Annotated in this window: 19 protein-coding genes and 1 pseudogene; 2 read left to right on the plus strand and 18 right to left on the minus strand. The window is 60.8% G+C overall.

The window, feature by feature from the left end; all coding sequences use genetic code 11:
- Positions 1–52: 52 nt before the first annotated feature.
- The 7 genes from PseuLF5_RS03145 to argH form a co-directional block, all read right to left on the minus strand.
- On the minus strand, positions 53–1,402 hold the full coding sequence (locus PseuLF5_RS03145; protein ID WP_340132905.1) for an MmgE/PrpD family protein: 1,350 nt from the start codon (positions 1,400–1,402) through the stop codon (positions 53–55).
- Positions 1,399–2,301 (minus strand): polysaccharide deacetylase family protein, encoded by a 903-nt coding sequence (locus PseuLF5_RS03150; RefSeq protein WP_340132906.1) that lies wholly within the window; start codon positions 2,299–2,301, stop codon positions 1,399–1,401. The genes PseuLF5_RS03145 and PseuLF5_RS03150 overlap by 4 nt, the downstream gene beginning before the upstream one ends.
- Positions 2,294–3,142 carry a polysaccharide deacetylase family protein gene (locus tag PseuLF5_RS03155; RefSeq protein ID WP_123468876.1) on the minus strand — a complete coding sequence of 283 codons (849 nt, stop codon included), beginning with the start codon at positions 3,140–3,142 and terminating at the stop codon, positions 2,294–2,296. The genes PseuLF5_RS03150 and PseuLF5_RS03155 overlap by 8 nt, the downstream gene beginning before the upstream one ends.
- A 137-nt stretch (positions 3,143–3,279) precedes the next feature.
- On the minus strand, positions 3,280–4,104 hold the full coding sequence (locus tag PseuLF5_RS03160) for an ABC transporter substrate-binding protein (protein WP_123468874.1): 825 nt from the start codon (positions 4,102–4,104) through the stop codon (positions 3,280–3,282).
- A gap of 38 nt (positions 4,105–4,142) precedes the next feature.
- Positions 4,143–4,907, minus strand: coding sequence for an amino acid ABC transporter ATP-binding protein (locus PseuLF5_RS03165; protein WP_340132907.1), 765 nt, complete (start codon positions 4,905–4,907; stop codon positions 4,143–4,145).
- A 10-nt stretch (positions 4,908–4,917) separates the two neighbouring features.
- The gene (locus PseuLF5_RS03170) at positions 4,918–5,796 is read right to left on the minus strand and encodes an amino acid ABC transporter permease (protein ID WP_123468870.1); all 879 of its coding nucleotides are present in this window, start codon (positions 5,794–5,796) and stop codon (positions 4,918–4,920) included.
- 150 nt (positions 5,797–5,946) lie between these two features.
- Positions 5,947–7,374: an argininosuccinate lyase gene (gene argH, locus PseuLF5_RS03180; RefSeq protein WP_186745420.1), complete on the minus strand. Its 1,428-nt coding sequence runs from the start codon at positions 7,372–7,374 to the stop codon at positions 5,947–5,949.
- A 298-nt stretch (positions 7,375–7,672) separates the two neighbouring features.
- Between argH and PseuLF5_RS03185 the strand changes: the two genes are divergently transcribed.
- Entirely contained in the window at positions 7,673–8,638 is a 966-nt protein-coding gene (locus tag PseuLF5_RS03185; protein ID WP_123468866.1) for a LysR family transcriptional regulator, read from the plus strand.
- Here PseuLF5_RS03185 and PseuLF5_RS03190 read toward each other — a convergent pair.
- The 10 genes from PseuLF5_RS03190 to arnB all read right to left on the minus strand — a co-directional run bounded on the left by PseuLF5_RS03190 (position 8,622) and on the right by arnB (position 19,649).
- The gene (locus PseuLF5_RS03190) at positions 8,622–9,149 is read right to left on the minus strand and encodes a GNAT family N-acetyltransferase (RefSeq protein ID WP_340132908.1); all 528 of its coding nucleotides are present in this window, start codon (positions 9,147–9,149) and stop codon (positions 8,622–8,624) included. The two genes, PseuLF5_RS03185 and PseuLF5_RS03190, sit on opposite strands and share 17 nt — an antisense overlap.
- A gap of 89 nt (positions 9,150–9,238) precedes the next feature.
- Positions 9,239–10,837 (minus strand): ArnT family glycosyltransferase, encoded by a 1,599-nt coding sequence (locus tag PseuLF5_RS03195; protein WP_340132909.1) that lies wholly within the window; start codon positions 10,835–10,837, stop codon positions 9,239–9,241.
- Positions 10,834–12,213 carry a UDP-glucose dehydrogenase family protein gene (locus PseuLF5_RS03200; protein WP_123468860.1) on the minus strand — a complete coding sequence of 460 codons (1,380 nt, stop codon included), beginning with the start codon at positions 12,211–12,213 and terminating at the stop codon, positions 10,834–10,836. The genes PseuLF5_RS03195 and PseuLF5_RS03200 overlap by 4 nt, the downstream gene beginning before the upstream one ends.
- On the minus strand, positions 12,210–12,623 hold the full coding sequence (gene arnF, locus PseuLF5_RS03205) for a 4-amino-4-deoxy-L-arabinose-phosphoundecaprenol flippase subunit ArnF (protein WP_222832870.1): 414 nt from the start codon (positions 12,621–12,623) through the stop codon (positions 12,210–12,212). The genes PseuLF5_RS03200 and arnF overlap by 4 nt, the downstream gene beginning before the upstream one ends.
- Positions 12,620–12,964, minus strand: a complete 345-nt coding sequence (arnE, locus tag PseuLF5_RS03210) for a 4-amino-4-deoxy-L-arabinose-phosphoundecaprenol flippase subunit ArnE (RefSeq protein WP_186745412.1) — start codon at positions 12,962–12,964, stop codon at positions 12,620–12,622. The genes arnF and arnE overlap by 4 nt, the downstream gene beginning before the upstream one ends.
- Complete coding sequence (gene arnT, locus PseuLF5_RS03215; RefSeq protein WP_340132910.1) at positions 12,961–14,610, minus strand: lipid IV(A) 4-amino-4-deoxy-L-arabinosyltransferase; 1,650 nt, start codon at positions 14,608–14,610, stop codon at positions 12,961–12,963. Before arnT ends, arnE begins: the two co-directional genes overlap by 4 nt.
- On the minus strand, positions 14,607–15,491 hold the full coding sequence (arnD, locus tag PseuLF5_RS03220; protein ID WP_336346658.1) for a 4-deoxy-4-formamido-L-arabinose-phosphoundecaprenol deformylase: 885 nt from the start codon (positions 15,489–15,491) through the stop codon (positions 14,607–14,609). Before arnD ends, arnT begins: the two co-directional genes overlap by 4 nt.
- Entirely contained in the window at positions 15,491–17,482 is a 1,992-nt protein-coding gene (gene arnA / locus PseuLF5_RS03225; RefSeq protein WP_340132911.1) for a bifunctional UDP-4-amino-4-deoxy-L-arabinose formyltransferase/UDP-glucuronic acid oxidase ArnA, read from the minus strand. Before arnA ends, arnD begins: the two co-directional genes overlap by 1 nt.
- The gene (gene arnC, locus PseuLF5_RS03230) at positions 17,479–18,504 is read right to left on the minus strand and encodes an undecaprenyl-phosphate 4-deoxy-4-formamido-L-arabinose transferase (protein WP_340132912.1); all 1,026 of its coding nucleotides are present in this window, start codon (positions 18,502–18,504) and stop codon (positions 17,479–17,481) included. Before arnC ends, arnA begins: the two co-directional genes overlap by 4 nt.
- The gene (gene arnB / locus PseuLF5_RS03235) at positions 18,501–19,649 is read right to left on the minus strand and encodes a UDP-4-amino-4-deoxy-L-arabinose aminotransferase (RefSeq protein WP_340132913.1); all 1,149 of its coding nucleotides are present in this window, start codon (positions 19,647–19,649) and stop codon (positions 18,501–18,503) included. The genes arnC and arnB overlap by 4 nt, the downstream gene beginning before the upstream one ends.
- Positions 19,650–20,085: 436 nt before the next feature.
- Here arnB and PseuLF5_RS03240 point away from each other — a divergent pair, with 436 nt between their 5' ends.
- The gene (locus tag PseuLF5_RS03240; RefSeq protein ID WP_222834486.1) at positions 20,086–20,976 is read left to right on the plus strand and encodes a site-specific integrase; all 891 of its coding nucleotides are present in this window, start codon (positions 20,086–20,088) and stop codon (positions 20,974–20,976) included.
- Here the strand turns inward: PseuLF5_RS03240 and PseuLF5_RS03245 are convergent.
- A pseudogene (locus PseuLF5_RS03245) lies at positions 20,977–21,423 on the minus strand (TOBE domain-containing protein); the annotation flags it as partial.
- Positions 21,424–21,433: the final 10 nt, after the last annotated feature.

Raw genomic sequence — 21,433 nt, forward strand, 5'->3', positions numbered from 1 at the left:
TTTTGTGATCGGCTGGGCACCGAGTCGGCTGCATCGCGAGGCGACACACTCATCACATCAGCCACCGATCCAGATCGCCCACAGATTCGAGGCTCTCCAGTCGCCGCACAGCGTCCAGCAACCCGTCAGCCTGCCCGCGCGGTAACACCCGCAACGCCAGGCTGAAAAACTTCTCCTCCAGTGCCGCATCACTCAGCGGATTGCCCGGCGCGCCCAGCGGCACCTCGACACACAGGCTGGCCATGCGTCCATCGACGGTGCGAAGTGTCACCCACGGCTCGCCATCCTCGGACAGCTGCGGATCAACTTCAAGGTCAATGCGCGTCAGCCACCAGGCGATATGTGGGTCATGGCGTGGCCCTTCATCGTAGGCCTCCAGCCGACAGTGGCCATGCACCAGCCGCGACGCAAGCGCATACGGCAGGCTCATTTGCGCGGCAGCCAGACTGCCGACATCGCGCCCGCCACACATGTCTTGCAGGAACGGGCACAAGCGCACCTGTACATCCTCGACCTGATCAGCGCCGACCTGCAGTTGCGCCAGCAACAACCCAAGCGCGTCGATTGCCGAATGCGTTCCGCGACAGGCCGCGTAGGGTTTGATCGAACAACGCGCGAGCTTCCACACCGCGCCCAGATCGGCGTCCAGCGCGTCAGGGCGCGCGTTGTCACCTGCGAAGGTCTTGAGAAAACCACCCCAGACTTCATCGAACAGTAGCGTGGGGCCGCTGATACCCTCGCGGGCAAACCGCGCCGCCAGCAATCCGCCTTCGGCGGCGCGACCGCTGTGCAGTTTTTTACTCTGTGAGCCGTCGTGGATGAACGCCCACAGACCGCCACTGAAGCTGCCGGCGATGCCCAGCGCGGCCACTGTCTGCTGCACATCCAGGCGCAGAATCCGCGAGCACGCCGCCGCAGCGCCGAACACTCCGCAGGTGGCGGTCGAATGCCAGCCTGCGCCGTTATGCGCCGAATAGCTGCCACAGGCTTCCAGTACACGCCGGCCGATTTCATAGCCGATCACCACTGCCGTGATCAACTCGCGACCACTGATGGTCCTGTCGCTCAACGAAAGCGCAGCCATGATTGCCGGCAACACCACCGCACCGGAGTGATCGCAACCACCAGTGTCGTCCAGCTCCAGCGCATGGGCGGCGATACCATTGAGCAGCGCTGCCTGACCCGCGCCGACCCGAAACGAAGTGCCCCAGACGGGCACCGCACCGGACTCGCTTGCCAGCACGCGCCGCGACTGAAACGCCACGGCGCTGTCCGCCCCGGCCAGCGCTGCGCCAAAGGTGTCGAGGATGTGCCGCTTGGATTGCTCGACGAGTGCCGGTGGCAAATCGTCGAAGTGGGTCGCGACGCAAAACTGCGCCAGACGCTGCATGCGCTGGGTCATACGAGGTAGTCCCGATAGTGCCGCTCATAGACCGATGCCGGATGATCGGCGCTCACCTGTTGCGCCGATTGCGCCCACCACTGCGCGACCTCGGCGCCGCTGGCGATCCACACGTCGTCATGCTTTTGAATGCCTTGCAGCAATTCGCGCAGCACGCCGATCCGTCCTGGCGTGGCAATGATTTCCGGGTGCAGGCGCAGCACATAGCACAGACCGAACCGGTGGAACCCGGCGAAGTCCATCTGCAGGTTATCCAGCGTATGGCTGTAGGAGGCGATACGCGATTGTGCCGGCGGCACCGCCGGACTCAGGTTGAAGGCGAAGTACGGCTCGTCTTCCAGTTCGTAATGCAGCGGCAGTTCGATGACATCGGGGGCCGTTGGATGAGCAAACGGCAAGTCGTCGCCACGCCACGATGAGCACCAGCGTATGCCATGACCCTTGAGCGCTTCGATAAACCCTGGCGCGCCGTTGCCGGCGGGAATGCGGAAGCCGTTCGGCCGTTCGCCGGTCAATGCATGGAGCGCGGCACAACCCTTGGCGACCTCGGCACTTTGCGTCGCAAGGTCGAGATCGTCGTAGTCCAGATGGCGATAGCCGGCGCAGGCAATCTCATGGCCGCCAGCCTTGATCGCCGCAATGTGCTGCGGGTTTTCCTCGGCGACGATACCAGGGACGAACCAACTGCTGGTCACCCCGAGTTCCTCGAACAACCGGAGCAGACGATCGACGCCGCGTTGCGTGCCATAGCGCCACACCGACAGGGTCTTGTCGCGTCCGGCCACTTCCGGGGCCTGAGTCAAAATGCCGTGGATGTCGTTGTAATCGACGGTCAGGACCACAGCGCAGCGCTTGCCTCCGGGCCAGACCTGGTTGGGCAAAACAGCGAAATCAGCCATGGTGATGCTCCTTCAGCCACCAGCGGGCGACGTCGCGGCAAGTGGCGAACCACACGTCATCGCGTTGGCGCATGTGTTCGAAAAGTTGCTCCAGCAACAGGATGCGTCCCGGTTTACCGGTGATTTTCGGGTGAAACAGGGTGGTCAGGCACAGGCCTTCATCCATGGCGCCGTCGTACTCACGCTTCCAGTTATCGAGGGTCAGTGCGTAGCTGGCGGTGCGATCCAGCCCCGACGGGAAATTCGGCGCGCGGGTGTAGGCGAGAGAGGCGTAATCGTCCATCTCCCAACGACCGGGGATTTCCACCAGCGGTGTGCTGTGACCGGGGACGTTGACCAGATACGGACGATCATCGCCGCGCATGCTGCTGGAATAGATGACGCCGGCGTCAGCGAGCATCGCCGGGGTTTGCGCGCGCCAGTCGCCGGACGGTGTGCGAAAGCCTTCGGCGCGGATGTGCAGGTGTTGCCAGAACACGTCCCTTGATTTCGCCATCACGGCTTGCTGTTGTTCCAGCGTCAGGGCGTAGAAGGATTCGTGTTTGTAACCGTGGTAGGCCACTTCATGGCCACGTTCGACGATGGCCTGGCACTGCGTTGGCCAGTTCTCCACGACCCAGGCCGGGACGAAGAACGTGGTCGGAATATTAAAGGCGTCGAGCAGATCGAGCAGCCGGGGCAGGGCGCGGTAAGGGCCATAACCACCGAAACCGAAGTATTCGGGCTTGTGCCAGATCGAGCCGTTGAGCATCGCATCGCCGGTCGGGCCGTCGAGGTCGAAGGCCAGGGCGAGGCAGGCTTTGTGCTGCTCGGGCCAGGCCGGTTGAGGCAAGGAGGACATCACAGCGCTCCGTTATTCATGGGTGAACGCCAAATCCTGCAGGAGCTACCGCAGGCTGCGATTTTGATCGTGTTTTCAAGACCAAGATCAAAAGATCGCAGTCCGCGGCAGCTCCTGCAGGGAGCTGCGGCGAAGTGTTACTGACCGGCGTTGATCGTCACTTCCTTGATCGCGCCCAGCTCCAGGTCCCACTTCTTCAGAATTGCGTTGTAGCTGCCGTCATCGACCATGCTCTGCAACGCGACTTTCACCGCTGCGCTCAGCTCGGGTTTTTTCTTGCTCACGCCAAGGCCGGTGAACTGCACCGAGATCGGCTGGCCGACGGTCTTGTACATGTCCTTTTCCTGAGTCTTCAGGTACGACAACGTCTCGCTGCCCTGCATCGCCGCATCGATCCGGCTCTGGCGCAGTTGCGCACGGGCGTCGGCCGAGCCTTCGGTGCCGATCACGTTGATCGCCGGTTTGCCGGCCGCCTCACAGTTGGCCTTGCTCCACGCGGCGATTTCCGCCGGGAATGTGGTGCGACGGCTGGTGCCGACTTTCTTGCCGCACAGGTCGATGATCTCGTTGGTCGCGGTGTTCTTCTGCAAGGTGTAGAACTGCGGGCCGCTGGTGAAGTAGTCGACGAAGGTCACACTGGCCTGGCGCTCGGCGGTGTCGGTCATGCCCGACAACACCATGTCGACGCGGTCGGTGGTCAGCGCATTGATCATTTGCTCGAAGCCGGTTTCCTGCCATTTGATCTTCACCCCCAGACGTTCGGCCAGCGCGTTGCCCAGGTCATAGTCCAGGCCTGTGAGGGTGTTGGTGGCCGGGTCCTTGAAGTCCATCGGCGGATAGTTCGGCATGATTGCCACGACGATCTCGCCTTTTTCCTTGATGCCGGCCGGCAGATCGGCGGCAACGGCAAAACCGCAAGACATGACAGAAGCGAGTGCAGCTGGGATTACGAAATTCTTCATGGTCGTTCTCTTATGAGTGTTGTGGCACCAATCGGTGCTTAGGTTCGAACGGCAGAAATGAAGCTTTGGGTGCGCGGGTTTTGCGGACTTATTAGTATTTCTTCGGGGCTTCCAGCCTCCACGATCTGCCCGCCATCCATGAACACCATGCGATTGGAAACTTCGCGGGCGAAGCCCAGTTCATGGGTGACGACGATCATGGTCATGCCGGTCTGCGCCAGATCGCGCATGACCGACAGCACCTCACCGACCAGTTCCGGGTCGAGTGCCGAAGTGGGTTCATCGAACAGCATCAGTTTCGGGCGCATGGCCAGGGCCCTGGCAATGGCGACTCGTTGCTGCTGACCACCCGAAAGTTCGATCGGGTAGCTGTTGCATTTGTCGGCCAGGCCGACGCGGGCCAGCAGTTCCAAGGCTTCTTCGTGGGCTTCCTTGGGCGAACGCTTGAGTACCTGGCACGGGCCTTCGATGATGTTTTGCAGCACAGTCATGTGCGGAAACAGGTTGAAGCGCTGGAACACCATGCCGGTCGCCAGGCGCTGGCGGGCAATCTGCGACTCATTGAGTTCGTGCAGTTTGTTGCCTGCGACCCGATAGCCGACCAGTTCGCCGTCGACCCACAAGCCGCCCTTGTCGATCTTTTCCAACTGGTTGACGCAGCGCAGCAGGGTGCTCTTTCCCGAGCCGGACGGGCCGATGATGCACAGCACTTCGCCTTGCTCGACCTCGATGTTGATGTCCTTGAGCGCGTGGTACTGGTCGTAATACTTGTTCAGGCTGACGGCCTTGACGATGCTTCTCATGTTCGATTCCTCAAGAACGCTTGCCGGCGCCGCGAGCAAAGCGACGCTCCAGGCGGCTTTGACCAAAGGACAGCACGGTGACAGTGGCCAGGTACCAGATACCGGCGACGATCAGCAGCTCCATCACTCGGGCGTTGGCGTAGTAAATGTTCTGGGCGTTGTAGAGCAGTTCCGAGTACTGGATCACGCTCGCCAGCGAGGTCATCTTGACCATGCCGATGAATTCGTTGCCGACCGGCGGAATAATGATGCGCATGGCCTGCGGCAGGATGATCCGGCGCAGCGCCTGCAGACGCGGCATGCCGATCGACTTGGCCGCTTCGTACTGCCCGGTGTCCACTGACAGCAGGCCGGCGCGCACCACTTCAGCGGTGTAGGCGCCCTGGTTGATGCTCAAGCCGAGCAGCGCTGCCACGAACGGGGTCATCAGGCTCACGGTGTCGAGTTCGAACAGCCCGGGAATGCCGATGGTGGGGAAAATCAGCGCCAGGTTGAACCACAGCAGCAGTTGCAGAATCAGCGGCGTACCGCGAAACAGCCAGGTGTAGGTCAGCGCCACGTAGCGCAGGATCGGGTTGGCCGACATGCGCATGATCGCCGTGATCACCCCGAACACGATGCCCAGCGCCATCGCCAGGACGGCCATGATGATGGTGTTGAACAGGCCCCACATGATCGCCTGGGAGGTCAGGAACTGGCCGATGTACGACCATTCGATCTTGCCTTCGGCGAAGGCGCGCACCAGGCCGATGATCGCGATGACGATCAGCGTGGCGAAAAAAATCCGCCCGTAGTAGCGCCGTGGCACATGCTGGTACTGGGTGATATCGAACTGGTTTTCCGCCAGTTTGCGCTCCGCCTGGAGTCGTTCTGCCTGAGTCTGGCTCATGGTGTTTCTCCGAACTGTACTTTCAAATCCAACACGATCACTGTGGGAGCGAGCTTGCTCGCGAATAGGCCGTGTCAGGCGACATCGAGGTTGAATGACACACCGCATTCGCGAGCAAGCTCGCTCCCACAAGGTTATGTGCCATGGCCGTTAGAGGCGGAAGCCCTGGTAGTTTTCCGTCCACTGCTGTTGCGCGGCGAGGGCGGTTTTCAAGCGGCCGATCTGCTCGCGCACCTGTTGCGGCGCGGTACCGCCCCAACCGCTACGGGCAGCGATGGCGGCCTCCAGCGTCAGGCTGTCGCGTACATCAGCGGTCAGGCGCGGATCGATCTCGGTCAGCAGCGCCGGCGAGGCTTCCCATAATTCGATGCCATGTTTCTCGCAGGCCTGCACCAGCGCGCCGGTGATTTCGTGCGCTTCCTTGAACGGCACGCCGCGCATCGCCAACCAGTCGGCGACTTCGGTGGCGAGTGTGAAACCGAGAGGTGCCTGACGCCGCAGTTCTGCCACGTTGACGGTCATGGTCGCGACCATCCCGGCCATCGCCGGGAGCACCAGCAGCAAGGTGTCGACACTGTCGAGCACGCCGTTCTTGTCTTCGCTCAGATCGCGGTTGTACGACAGTGGCAGGGATTTGAGCGTCGAGAGCAAACCGGTGAGATTGCCGATCAAGCGCCCGGCCTTGCCCCGCGCCAGTTCGGCGATGTCCGGGTTTTTCTTCTGCGGCATGATCGAACTGCCGGTGGCGTAGGCATCGTCCAGATCAACCCAGCGGAACTGGCGCGACGACCACAGGCAAAACTCTTCGGCCAGACGTGAAATGTTGATCCCCAGCATGCTGGCGATGAACAGGAATTCGGCCACGTGATCGCGGCTGGCGACGGCGTCGATGGAGTTCTCGCAGACGCCGGCATAGCCCATTTCCTTTGCCGATTGCTGCGGCTGGCGAGCAATGGCAGAACCGGCCATGGCGGCAGCACCGAGTGGCGACAACGAGGTGCGGGCGTCCCAGTCCACCAACCGTTGCACATCACGCAGCATCGACTGCGCGTGAGCCAGCAAATGGTGGGCGAAGACGATCGGCTGCGCCTGCTGCAAGTGCGTGAAACCGGGACAGATGCTTTCGACATGCTGTTCGGCCTGGTCGACCAGCGCCTGTTGCAGAGCGAGGACTTCCACGGCCAGGGTGCGCACATGGTCACGCAGGAACAGACGCAGATCGTTGGCGGTCTGGTCGTTGCGCGAACGCCCGGCGCGCAGCTTGCCGCCCAAGGCGCCGAGGCGCTCGGTCAGCAGGCGTTCGATGAAGGTGTGAACGTCTTCGTCGTCCAGCGTCGGGGCGATGCTGCCAGCGCGGAAGTCTGCACCGATGGCGTCCAGCGCGGCGAGCATGGTCCGGGTTTCCTGCTCGGTGAGCAGACCGGCACGCTGCAGTTCACCGGCATGCGCCTTGGAACCGGCCAAGTCGTACGGGGTGAGGCGGAAATAGCGCTCAGGGCAACGGGACAACGCCGCCAGGGCAGCGGACGGGCCGCTTTTGAATCGGGCGCCCCAGAGACGGTCGGTGGTTTGAGACATTGGTTGTTTTCCTCGTCGGTAACGCGAACTGAAATCGGTGTGCATGACCTGCAAATTCCGGCTGAACAATCAGCGGACGGATTCAGGCCAAAGCAGTTTTCAAGAGGGCAGTTGCAATGTCGCGAGAGCTGATCGAAGTGTCAGCTTTTAATGTTTGGCGATCAGTCAGTTGGCACTGATGTTCGGGATTTTCTGGCAGTTGCCAAGCCGTGTTTTCTGTGATCATTATTATTAGTCGGCGATGTTTTTGTTGTTGGACACAGATTGTTGAACATTGCGCCAGAGGTAAATCAGCATTATGGAAACCCCACTTTCCAATTCCGGAAACCCGCCGGTCAAAACGGCTCACCGAGCACCGCTGGCCCTCAGCGGACTGGACTTCAAACTGCTCAAGGTGTTCAAGGCCGTGGTCGAAGCTGGAGGCTTCAGCGCCGCGCAGAACGAGCTGAATGTGGGCCTGGCGGCCATCAGCAAGCAGATCTCCGATCTGGAAATCCGTATTGGCATGCGTTTGTGTACCCGTGGGCGCGAGGGGTTTCACCTCACCGAAGAAGGGCGCCTGGTGTATCAGGCGTCAATTGATCTATTTGCCTCTGTCGACAACTTCCGTGACCGGCTTAGTTCTGCACAAAACGAACTTATTGGTGATCTGGGGGTGGGCGTTATCGACAATACGATCAGCGATCCTGGTTCGCCGTTAGTTGCAGCGCTGAAGAAAATCAATGAAGAGTCGCCAAAAGTAAGATTTCAACTTCAGGCGTCGCAGCTGGATGAGATTGAAAGAGGTGTCGTAGAAGGTCGATTAGTTGCTGGAATTGTTCCGGTTTATCAACGCCGTGAAGAGTTTGATTATTACTCGCTGTATGAGGAGCGCTCGCAAGTTTACTGTGCGCTCGGTCATCCGCTGTTCGATATGCCCGAGACGCAAATGAGTGGCAATGTGCTGCAGGATTACGAGTGCATCAACCACCGCTATGCGATCCACCGCGATAAGCTCAACTATGCGCGCTATGACAGTTTTTCCGCCTCTGCCACTCAGGTCGAGGCCGTGGCATTGCTGATCAAGACCGGCCGTTTCGTGGGTTTTCTGCCCGAGCATTACGCTGCAACACTGGTCGCGGCCGGGGAGTTTCGTGCGGTGCTGCCGCAGCGCATTCACATCGTTACGCCGTTCAATCTGATCCTGCGTCACAACACGGTGCGCAGTCCGTTGGTCAAGGCGTTTGCCCAAGCGTTGGGGGTCGATCTCAAGGCTGCGGTTTGAGTTCAAGATGCATGGCGCAACGCCGTTCAATCGGCAATCCGTGGGCTGCTTCGCTGTTTAACGCATCGACTAGATACGCCGGTGTTTCTTGCGGGGTTAACAGGCTAAAGCCGATTTTTTGATAAAACGGTGCGTTCCACGGCAGATCGGAAAATGTTGTCAGCGTGACGGCGCGAAGTTGCTGCTCAGCGGCGTACTCAATGGCCATCAACAGCAACTTGCGACCCATTCCCTGACCCTGAAAATGTTGGCTGACGGACAGTTCCTCAACGTGCAGTTGGTTGTCGACTTCCACCGCCCGCAGAAAACCGCCAAGTTGCTGATCAGTGTGTTCGGCCACCCACACCAAAACGCTGCGGATTGCCTGTAAGTGCTGTTCGGCATCGGGCACGGGGGCATCGGCCAGCCAGGCGAGGGTAGGGTCTATGCGAAACAATTCGGCGGCCGAACGTTCGATGGCGGGGAGGGCGGCGGCATCACGCTGCTGCGCCCGACGTACAACAAAATGCATGGTCACTAAATCCCTTCAGGTGCTGCCACTGGCGGCGATCTTTTGCTGTTGATGCTTAAACAGCAAAAGATCGCAGCCTTCGGCAATGCCTACAAGGGCTTGAGGAACAACAGGACGTAGTCGTTTTTGTCGAAGCTGCCAGTCAGTACCGGTTTTAATTCACCGATTGGCGTGCCTTGCAGGGCCTGGAAATCGCTGCGATCCATCATCAGCCACGCCGGGCCGTGAACCGCCTCGAGTTGCTGGATGCTGTCGCTGAACTGCGGTTGCAGGTCCTGCTCGAGGTTGACCATGAACTTGATCGCCTTCGCATCCTTGCCCATGCCGTGCAGCACCACCGGCGCGGGATTGCGCTGAATCTGCGCAAAGGCGTCCCGGCTGAAGGTTTGCGTGTCGTACAGACGCCGCTCGGCCGGTTCAAATACCGCGACATAAACCGTCCACAATGCCAGGACCGCCGTCAGTGCCAGGACTTCCGGGCGCCAACGCGGCATCAACAGCCGTGACAGCGCCACCAGTTGCAGTGCACCGAGGCCGATCAAAACAAAGGTGACGTCTTGCAATTGCTCGGGAAAGCGCCGGCGCGCCACGAACAACAGCACCATCAGGACAGCCGGCGTCAGCAGCCACAGGCCAAGCATCAACCCGCGCAACCCGCGAAACACCCAGCCATGTGCCACTTGGAACGGATACGCCGCAATGATCGCCGCCATCGGCAACATCGACAGCAGATACCGCGCTTTCTTCGCTTGCGGGATCGACAAGCCGACCATCACGATCAACCCGGCCGCCGCGCAATACTGCACCAGACGCAACGCGGGGCCGCGCTGCTGCGGTTTGCCCAGCCATGACGCCGCCAATGCCAATAACGCCAACGGGTAGGCCAGCGCATAGTTGCCGAAGGAACTGGTGAAGTAATACAGCGATCCGCTGACCCCTTCGCTACCGTCCATGCGCCCCATGAACTGCATGCGGATCACGTCCTGCATGAATCCCGGACCGCCGATGACCCGGGCCAGCCACAACAGCAGACCGACGCACGCCACCAGCAACACCGCTGCCAGCACACCAAACACCAGCAGACGCGACCACTGTCGATTGAGCAGGTAATAACTGCAGAGCATGCCGGTCGGCACCACCAGGCCAATGGGACCGCGAATGCCGAAACCGAGCAACAGCAAGGCGAAAATCAGCGGCCAACGGCGCCCACCCGCGAAATGGTCGTGGGCATAACCGAGGTAAAACACCGCGAACGCCACCGCCGCCAGCAGCAGATCCTGCGACACCGCGCGCACTTCGGTCACGAAGCCACTGGTCAACATCAGCAACGCGATACTGATCAACGCCCAGCGCCGCGAGTACGGCGCCAGCAAGCGATACATCAACGTGACGATCACGGCGCCGGCCATCGCGCTCGGTGCCCACGCGGTCAAGGCATTCACCGTTCCGAACGGTAGCGACAGCAGCCAGACAAACAGCGTCGACACCGCCGAATAATCCGCGTACGGCTGGCCATACGTCGTGGGAAAGACCGTCGGCCCGTGGCGCAACATTTCCTGTGCGAACAACACAAACCGCGAATCGAAACCGATAGGGGCCTGCCCGTAGACCCCGGCCATGCACAATAAAAACGCCAACAGCCCTGCGAGCAGGGACTGTCGGCGAATCTCGGGCGACAACGTGATCAAGCGACGTACGCAGTGGCGGACCACTGCTGCAGCGGGATCGGCAGTTTGCGCGAATCGCCTCGGCCGATCGGGAAGTACTTGAAGCCATTGCGAGCCAGGCGGTCGGTGTCGTACAGGTTGCGGCCGTCGAAGATCACCGGGGCTTTCAGGCGTTGCTCGATCAGGTCGAAATCGGGTGCCTTGAACTGTTGCCATTCGGTGCAGATGATCAGCGCATCGGAACCCGCCAGTACTGATTCCGGGGTGCCCATCAGCATCAGTTTTTCTTCGTTCGGGTACAGGTGCTGGGTTTCCTGCATCGCTTCCGGGTCAAACGCGCGAACACTGGCGCCGGCGGCAAACAGCGAGTCGAGCAGCACGCGGCTCGGTGCGTCGCGCATGTCGTCGGTGTTCGGTTTGAACGCCAGGCCCCACAGGGCGAAGGTCTTGCCGCGCAGGTCGCCTTTGTAGAACGCATTGATGCGGTCGAACAGCTTGTGCTTCTGCCGCTCGTTGATCGCCTCGACCGCTTGTAGCAGGTCGCTGGAGCAGTGTGCCTGTTCGGCGCTGTGGATCAGCGCGCGCATGTCTTTGGGGAAGCACGAACCGCCGTAGCCGCAGCCCGGGTAGATGAAGTGATAACCGATGCGGCTATCGGCACCGATGCCCTGACGTACCGACTCGATGTCGGCGCCCAGGTGTTCGGCCAGTTCGGCGATCTGGTTGATGAAGCTGATCTTGGTTGCCAGCATGCAGTTGGCGGCGTACTTGGTCAGCTCGGCGCTGCGCAGGTCCATGAACATGATGCGGTCGTGGTTGCGGTTGAACGGCGAGTACAGGTCGCGCATCACATCGCGTACCTCGTCACCTTCACAGCCGATGACGATGCGGTCGGGACGACGGCAGTCGGACACCGCCGAACCTTCCTTGAGGAATTCCGGGTTGGAGACGATATCGAACTGCAGTTCACGGCCGGCGGCGTCCAGCGCGGCCTCGATGTGCGCACGCAGGGTGTCGCCAGTGCCGACCGGTACGGTGGATTTTTCCACCAGAATCAGCGGCTGCTCACGGTGGCGTACCACGGCGTTACCCACCGACAGCACGTATTTCAGATCGGCCGAGCCATCTTCGCTGGACGGTGTGCCCACGGCGATGAACGCGACGCGACCGTGTTGCACGGCGAGTTTTTCATCGGCGGTGAACGTCAGACGACCGGAGTCCAGACCTTCACGCACCAGGCTCGACAGACCCGGTTCGAAAATGCTGACGTGGCCTTGGCGCAGCAGTTCGACTTTCTTCTCGTCGATATCCATGCACACAACGTCATGGCCGACTTCGGCCAACACGGTGGCCTGCACCAGACCCACATAACCGCTACCAAATACTGTGATTTTCATGGAGCACTCCTGAGTTCGGGCGCACGAGACGGACGAGAGTTAATAGTGATGACCCCGAGCATGACCAGTGCCACGCCCAGCGATTTAGTGAAACTGAACGATTCGTTGAACAGCGGCAGACTGGCCGCCAGCAGGTACACCAGCGCGTAGCTGATGCTCAACAGCGAATAGGCCCGCCCCAACGGCAGGTCGCGCAGCGTCGCGAGCCAGCAGAGCATCGACAGGGCGTAGGCGAAAATCGCCGCGATCACCACGGCCAATGCGCTCAGATCAACACTGCCGGCGCTCAGCGCCGTCAGCCATTGTTCCGGTTGCGGCAGGCGCGTCATGCTCCAGCGCATGCCCAACTGGGCACTGCTGACCAGGCCCACACTGGCCAGGGCAAAGCCGATACCGCGTGCCTTGTTCATGACTGTTGCCCCAGCAGCACCACGCCGCCGATCACCAGCGCCACGCCCAGCCAATGCCGGCGGTCGATGGGCTCGCGAAAGACGAAGCGGGCGATCAGGGTGATCAGGACAAAGTTGAGGCTGAGCATCGGGTAAGCGATGCCCACTTCGAGGCGCTGCAACACCAGCAGCCAGACCAGCAGCCCGCTACCGAGGGCCAACAGCGCCAGCCACAACCATGGCGAACGCAGTTTGTCGGCCCAGGACGACTCGACGCCACGCCAGCTTTCCACGGCGAATTTCTGCGCCACTTGCCCCAGGCACGTCAGTAGGCACGCCGTCAGTAACAGTAGCCAACTCATGACGCGACCCTGGGCAGGACCATAATCACCAGATTGCCCGATTCGTAACGGGTACCGTCCTTGGGCAGCAGGTCGAGCTCTTCCAGCTCGCTCTGACCCTTGACGCGCATCAGTACGCCGACCGATCCGGTGCGGCGGGCTTCGCGGACCCATTGTTGAACGGTTTCTTTGGTGAGCCGGCGTTCGACGCCTTCAGGATAGGAAAGTCCGTACTTGAGTTCGCCGACCGTGTTGTACAGCGCGACCTGCGGCGTTTTCAGACGCCAGGCCAAGGCTGCTGCGGCGCCCAGGTCGTTGCTCAGCAAATGCGTGGTGCCGGACAGTTCAGTGACGTGATGCCGGATGAACTGATCCGGGGTTTTGTTGGCCACCACCGACTTGGGCAACGCCGCCGGCAGCACCCCCGCCAGCAACAGGCTGCCCAGTGCCGGTGCCGCCCAGCATTGCAGCGGCAGGAACGCTTGCGCGAGGTTGGCGATGATCCAGCCGATCAGGGCGATGAACACCAGCACCATGCTGTGCAGTTCGTGGTCGTACACCGGTTTTGTCAATTGCAGGTAAACCAGTGCGATCAGCAGGACCACGCCCAGCAGCAGATTCAGCAGGCCATTGATCCCCAGTGCCCGGCCTTGCTCCAGCCGCAAGCGATCAGCCAGCGCATTGCCCAGCAGCAACGCCATCGGCAACAGGCACGGCAGGATGTAGGTCGGCAGCTTGCCGTTGCTCAGGCTGAAAAAGCCCAGCGGCAGCAACAGCCACAACAGCAGGAAGACCATCTTCGACTGGGTCCGGGTTTGCCAGGCTTGCCGGAAAGCGCTTGGCAACAGGCCGACCCACGGCAGACTGAAGGGCACCAGCAGCGGCAAGTAGAACCACCACGGCGCATCGTGCTGCGCATCGTCGCCGGCAAAGCGGCGAATGTGTTCGTGCCAAAAGAAGAACCGCCAGTAATCCGGTTCCTGCGCATGCACCGCCAGTGCCCACGGCAAGCTGACGACGATCGCGATGGCGATGGCCACCGGACCGAACACCAGCAGTTCGCGCCAGCGTTTCTGCCAGAGCATCCACGGCAACGCGATCAGCACCGGTAACAACCAGGCGAGAAAACCCTTGGTCATGAACCCCATGCCGCAGGCCAGTCCCAGCACTGCCCAGGCCCCCAGACGTTGGCCGGTGCTTTTGCTGTCGAGCGCAAACCACAGCGTCACCAGACTCAGGTTGACCCAGAAGGTGAACTGCGGATCGAGGTTGGCGTACCCGGCCTGACCGGCAACGACGGTGAAGCTCATGTAGAGCAGGGCGCAGACGAAACTCTTGCGCGGATCGTTCCACAGCCGGCGCGCGATCAGGTAGGCCAGCAGCACACTCAAGGCAGTGCTCAGGGCCGACACGAAACGCACGCCGAACAGATTCTGCCCGAACAATTCCTGGCCGATTGCGATCATCCAGTAACCGGCAATCGGTTTCTCGAAATAACGCAGCCCCATGAAATGCGGCGAGACCCAGTTGCCGCTCAGCAGCATGTTCTGGCTGATCTGTGCGTAACGGGTTTCGTCGGGGATCCACAGGCCATGTGTGCTCAACGGCAACAGATAGGCCAGCAGACAGAGCCCGATCAACAGCGGCAGTGCCCAGCGTCTGGTCATGCGCCTTGCACTCCCAGCCAGCCTTCACGGCCTTCGAGCGCACCGCGTTGCACGCGACCCACGGGCAAGGAGTTGAAATACTCGGGCAACAGGTTGCCCAAGGGTTGGAAGTCAATACTGCGCTGGCGAGCATTGACCAGCAATTGACGAAAGTCCTGAGCCATCAGAATCCCTTCGACTTCGGCATGAATGGTATAGACGTTGAGTGCCTGCGGCCGGAACCGGTCGAGGATGAAGGCGTTGAAGTCCTTCGCCGCCACGTGCGGGCCGACCACTTCATCGAAGGTCGGCAAGTCCACCGGAACCTGCGGCGTGCCCGGTGTGCCGTCCGCCAGCAGCGGACGGAACACGCTTTGCCCGCGGCAATCGCTGTTGTAGCGAAAGCCGAAGGCCTGCTTGGCCTCGATCACCCGTTCGTCCGCACGCCAGCCGGCGGAGGCCGAACACTCGATCTTCGCACCGAGGATATCGCTCAACGTGTCCACGCCCTGACGAATTTGCTCGATCAGTTGCGCCTGGCTCCAGCGCCCGGCATTGGCTTGCCAGCCGTGGTGATCCCAGGCGTGCAGGCCGACCTCATGACCGGCGTCCCGGGCCTGACGCATCAGGTGCCCGAGATCCCGGCCAATCGGTTTGCCCGGCCAGGCAGTGCCGGCCAGCAGAATGTCCCAGCCGTACAGGCCGGCGGCGTTGGAACGCAGCATTTTCCAGAGGAACTGCGGGCGGATCAGGCGCCACAGATGCCGTCCCATGTTGTCCGGGCCGACGCTGAAGAAAAACGTCGCCTTGACCTGAGCCTCGTCGAGCATTTCCAACAGTCGCGGCACACCTTCACGGGTGCCGCGGTAGGTGTCGACATCTATACGAAGTCCTGCCTGCATTACTTCTTGTCCGCGATTTCGAGCATGGCTTCACGCAGGAAGAAGTCCAGGGTGTTGCCGATGGTTTCGCTCATCTCCACGGTCGGTTCCCAGTTCAGCAGGCGCTTGGCGTTGGCGATGCTTGGCTTGCGGTGTTCCACGTCCTGGTAGCCGGCACCGTAGAACGCCTTGCTTTCCACGTCGCGGAAACCGGCGAACGGAGGGAAGTTGTGGCGCAGCGGGTGCGCTTCGAACTGACGCAGCAGCTCTTCGCCCAACTGACGGATGCTGGCTTCGTTGTCCGGGTTGCCGATGTTGATGATCTGGCCGTTGCAGGCATCGTTTTCGTTATCGACGATGCGGGCCAGAGCTTCGATGCCGTCAGCGATGTCGGTGAAGCAGCGCTTCTGCTCGCCACCGTCGAACAGACGGATCGGCGTGCCTTCCACCAGGTTGAGGATCAGTTGGGTGATGGCGCGGGAGCTGCCGATACGGGCCGAATCCAGACGGTCCAGACGCGGGCCCATCCAGTTGAACGGCCGGAACAGGGTGAAGTTCAGGCCTTTGGCGCCGTAAGCCCAGATCACGCGGTCCAGCAGTTGCTTGGATACGGAGTAGATCCAGCGCTGCTTGTTGATCGGCCCAACGATCAGGTTCGAGGTGTCTTCGTTGAAGTTCTTGTCCTGGCACATGCCATAGACTTCGGAGGTCGACGGGAAGATCACGCGCTTGTTGTACTTGACGCAGTAGCGAACCAGCTTCAGGTTTTCTTCGAAGTCCAGTTCGAATACGCGCAGCGGGTTGCGGGTGTATTCGATCGGAGTGGCGATGGCCACCAGCGGCAGAACCACGTCGCACTTCTTGATGTGGTATTCGATCCACTCGGAGTGAATGCTGATGTCGCCTTCGACGAAATGGAAGTTCGGGTGGCTGCGCAGACGCTCGATGGCGTCGGAGCCGATGTCCAGACCGTAGACATCGTAACGGTCGTCACGCAGCAGGCGCTCGGACAGGTGGTTACCGATGAAACCGTTGACGCCGAGGATCAGTACGCGGGTACGACGTGGCGCACGACCGGACTCGGCACCGCGCAACAGCGAGCCGTCAACCAGACCCAGTTCGTTGGCCAGTTGCGGGCCACTCAGGTACAGACCGTTGTCGTTGCGCTGACCGGCAGTGATTGCCAGCGAGTCTTCACCGCAGGCAATGCGCAGGGGATCGACGCTGATCACACGGCCTGGGGCCTGACCTTCATTGCCCTTGACGACTTCGGCACTCCAGACGATCAGCTTGTGCTCGCCCACGGCGCAGAAGGCGCCCGGGTAAGGACGGGTCACGGCACGCACCAGGTTGAACAGTTCTTCAGCCGGTTTGGCCCAGATCAGCTTGCCATCCGCCGGAGTGCGACGGCCGAACACGGTGGCTTTGGACTCGTCCTGCGGAGTTTCGGTGATCCTGCCTTGCAACATGTTCGGCAGGGTGTCGCGCAGCAGATTGCTGGCGGCAGTGCGCAGTTTGGCGTGCAGAGTCAGACCGGTGTCGCTGCGCTCGATGGCCACGCGTTGCTGGGCCACAATGGCGCCGGCATCAGCGCGTTGGACCATGCGGTGCAGGGTAACGCCGGTTTCGGTTTCACCGTTGACCAGCACCCAGTTCGCCGGTGCGCGACCGCGGTAGCGTGGCAGCAGCGAGCCGTGCAGGTTGAACGCGCCTTTTTTGGCGGTGGCCAGCAGTGCTTCGCTCAGCAGGTTGCGATAGTAGAAAGAGAAAATGTAATCCGGGTTCAGCTTGGCAATACGTTCGATCCACAGTGGGTGGTTGGCGTCTTCCGGGGCGTGCACCGGGATGCCTTTGCTGGCGCACAGTTGCGCCACCGACGCGTAGAACGCGTTTTCTTTCGGGTCATCGGCGTGAGTGAACACTGCTGCAATGTCATAGCCGCTGTCGAGCAGGGCTTCAATGCCGGCACAGCCAATATCGTGGTAGGCGAAGACAACAGTTTTTGCACTCATGAGAGAACCTGATCGGAAGAAGTAGGAGAAGAAGAGAGACCATCAACGGTGACCGCAGGGGCCGGAACGGCCGGCTGACTGCGCAGCACCTTTTCAATGAAGAAGCGTGGGCGGGCGCGCACGTCGCTGTACATGCGACCCAGGTATTCACCCAGCAGGCCCATGCCGATGAACTGGCCACCGGTAAACACGAACAGTACGGCGAACAGGACGAACATGCCGTCACCCGCCCAGTCGGCGCCGAACGCCAGGCGCAGCACGATCAGCGCAATGGCGAACAACACGCCCAACCCGGCCATCGCGAAGCCGACGATGCTCAGCAGACGCAGCGGTGTGGTGGTCATGCACGTCACCAGATCGAACATCAGGTTGATCAGGCGCATCGGGCTGTATTTCGAATCGCCGTGTTCACGCTCGGCGTGGGCGACAACGATTTCGGTGGTGTGGCGGGCGAAGCTGTTGGCGAGGATCGGGATGAACGTGCTGCGTTCACGGCAGGCGAGCATCGCGTCGATGATCGTGCGGCGATAGGCGCGCAGCATGCAGCCGTAGTCGCTCATGGCGACGCCGGTGGAGCGTTGCACGGCGAGGTTGATCAGCTTCGACGGGTAGCGGCGCAGCGCCGAGTCCTGGCGATTGCCACGCACGGTGCCGACCACGTCGTAGCCTTTTTCGGCCTCGGCGACCAGGCGCGGGATTTCTTCCGGCGGGTTCTGCAGGTCGGCGTCGATCGTGATCACGACATCGCCCTTGCACTGCTCGAAGCCGGCCATGATCGCCGCGTGCTGGCCATAGTTGCGGTTGAGAATGACCGCCACGAACGGGCTGTCTACGCGGCTCGCCGCTTCTTCAAGCAACTGGGCGGAGTCGTCGCGACTGCCGTCGTCCACCAGGACGATTTCAAATTCATGATGCAGCATCCGGCACGCCGCTTCGGTGCGGCGCAGCAACTCCGGCAGGCTGTCCTGTTCGTTGTAGACCGGGATAACGATCGACACACATCGGATTGGATAGGGTTTCACGGGCGTTTGTCCAAAAGGGTGGCGATGGCACCGACGACACGATCAAGGTCTTGATCGGTCATGTCGGGGAACAACGGAATCGAGCAGAGTCGCGCCGAGTTCCATTCGGTGTTGGGCAGATACAGGTCGGGGTCACGCTGGCGATACCAGGTGTGCAGGTGGGTGGCAATGAAGTGGATACCGGTGCCGATGCCCTGATCCTGCAAGCCTTTCATGAAGGTTTCGCGGTCCATGCCGCAGCGCTCGCTGTCGATGCGCAGGATGAACAGGTGCCAGGCGTGTTGCTGGGCATAGCCGGGCAGAGCCAGCGGCTGTACCGGCAGGCGTTCGAATTTTTGCAGATAGGCGCTGGCCAGTTCGGTACGGCGGGCGTTGATTTCGTCCAGACGTTGCAATTGCACCAAGGCAATCGCGGCATTGATGTCGGCCAGGTTGTACTTGAAGCCCGGCTCCATCACTTGTGCCTGCGGCTTGCGGCCACCGGTCAGGCGATCATAGGCATCAACGCCCAGGCCGTGGAATTTGAGCATACGCACGCGGCTGGCCAGGGCTTCGTCGTCGGTGACGAACATTGCGCCTTCGGCGCAGGTCATGTTCTTGATCGCGTGGAAGGAGAAAATCGCCGTGCCTTGCGAACCGACGTGACGCCCCTTGTAGCGGGTGCCGGCGGCATGCGCAGCGTCTTCGATGACCGTGATGCCGTGCTTGTCGGCCAGGGCATACAGCGGATCCAGATCGAACGCGGCGCCGGCGTAATGCACCGGGATGATTGCCTTGGTCCGCGGGGTGATGGCCGCTTCGATGCGCGCAGCGTCGGTCATCAGCGTGTCGCGGTCGACATCGACGAACACCGGTTTGGCGCCGAGCAGGGAAATCATGTTGGCGGTCGAGACCCAGGTCTGCGACGGGGTGATGACTTCGTCGCCCGGACCAATGCCCAGAGCCAGCAGGGCAATGTGCATCCCGCCAGTTGCTGAAGACAGGGCCACCGCATGGCGGCAACCGACATACTGCGCAAATTGCTCTTCGAGTGCCTGGTTTTTCGGCCCTGTCGTGATCCAGCCCGAGCGCAACACCTGCTCTACAGCGGCTATTTCCTCATCGCCGATACTCGGGCGAGAGAAGGGGAGAAACGCCTGACTCATGGGCACCTCATTGATAACAAATAAAGGATGGATTCACAGATACATCGTGATCCAGCCTCGGCGTAGACACAGAAAACTGTTCCTGCATCAATGACTTGGCAAAAAAAGCATGACGTCGGGGATAGATTGACTTTTCACCATTTGCCCGGCAGGTTGGGCAAGGCCGCCACTGAACCGATGGGAATTAAGGTTATGCCGGTTTTTGTGAAAGGAATATGAAAAACCGGTTGGCGAATTGTTTATCTGTCACTTATACAGCCGCTGTTCAGGCTTGTGCCGTCCATCGCAGTTTTTGTCCGGCAGTGCGGGCAAGTGCCTTCTTTACTTCAAGTACATTGCATTTGTTAGTTGTTGTTGTGTCGTACACTTTTTACTCAAGGTTTAACGTTTGATTGATTTAGTTGCTGCAACCCCGGTCGCTTCGAAACCCAACCCGATGAGTCTGTACCTCGCGCGTTTGGCGCCTTCCAGCCAACTCACCATGCGCTACGTACTACAAGACGCGGCTGATCGCCTGGGTTTTGAAGACATGAATGTCGAAGAGATTCCCTGGCACGCCCTGCAGCCCGAAGATGTTGTAGCGCTGGTGGCGGCATTGCGCGCAGACAACTACGCGCCGAACACTTCTTCGCTGTATGTCAATGCCGTGCGCGGGGTCATGAATGAGGCCTGGCGTATGAGTCTGATTAGTCAGGAACATCTTTTAAAGATGCGCTCGGTCAAGGGCATCGCCGGTACGCGACTGTCCCAGGGGCGTAATCTCAAGCGCACGCTGATTCACGAATTGATGGAAGTCTGTGCCGCCGACCCGCGCCCGCAAGGCCTGCGCGACGCTGCAATCATTGCGTTGCTGTATGGCACCGGCATGCGCAAATCGGAATCGGTGGATCTGGATCTGAATCAGGTCGACTTCGCTGAACGCAGCCTGACGGTCACCGGCAAGGGCAACAAACAACTGATCAAGTACGCCCCGGCGTGGGCGTTCGCCAAACTCGATGCGTGGCTCGAATTGCGCCGTTCACACCTCAAGGAGGGCGAGAGCGACGATGGCTTCCTGTTCAACCGCATTCGCCGTGGCAGCCACATCACCCGCGAGCGCATTACCAAGCACGCGATCTATTACATCGCCCGGCAGCGGGGCACCCAGGTCGGGGTGAAGATCATGCCCCACGATTTCCGTCGTTCATTCATCACCCGGGTGATCGAGGAACACGACCTGTCGATCGCACAGAAACTGGCGCATCACAGCAACATCCAGACCACCGCCAACTACGATGTGCGCGATGACAACGAGCGGCGGCGGGCGGTGGATCGCTTCGATCTCTGATCAGCCCAGGCCAAACACATGCGCCGCACCGAGCACTGACAGGTACACCGAACTGCCGGCGGACGGGGCGTGCATGCCGGTGCTGCGCACCAGGATCGAACGGGCTGATGCTTGCGTGGTAGAGGCGCTCAGCTCGACCGTCAAGGTACAGGTGTTGCCGGCAAAGTCGCGCTCAGTGACGGTCGCATGACATCCCTGACGGTCACTCGCCACTTCGGCGATCTGCAATTGTTCGGGGCGAAGCATGATGTGCGCGGCGCCGGTGAAGCCGTTGCTGTTGACCGGCACCTGACCCAGATCGCAGTGCGCCCAACCGGCCTCGATTCGTGCGGGCAAGACCACGGCTTCACCGAGGAAGTGCGCAGTCTGTTCATCGTCCGGATAACGGTAAAGGTCCATCGGATGCCCGGATTGCACCAGCCGTCCGGCGCGCATGACCGCCAATTGTCATTGCCAT

The sequence above is a fragment of the Pseudomonas sp. LF-5 genome (genome assembly GCF_037626295.1).
Classification (GTDB): domain Bacteria; phylum Pseudomonadota; class Gammaproteobacteria; order Pseudomonadales; family Pseudomonadaceae; genus Aquipseudomonas; species Aquipseudomonas monsensis.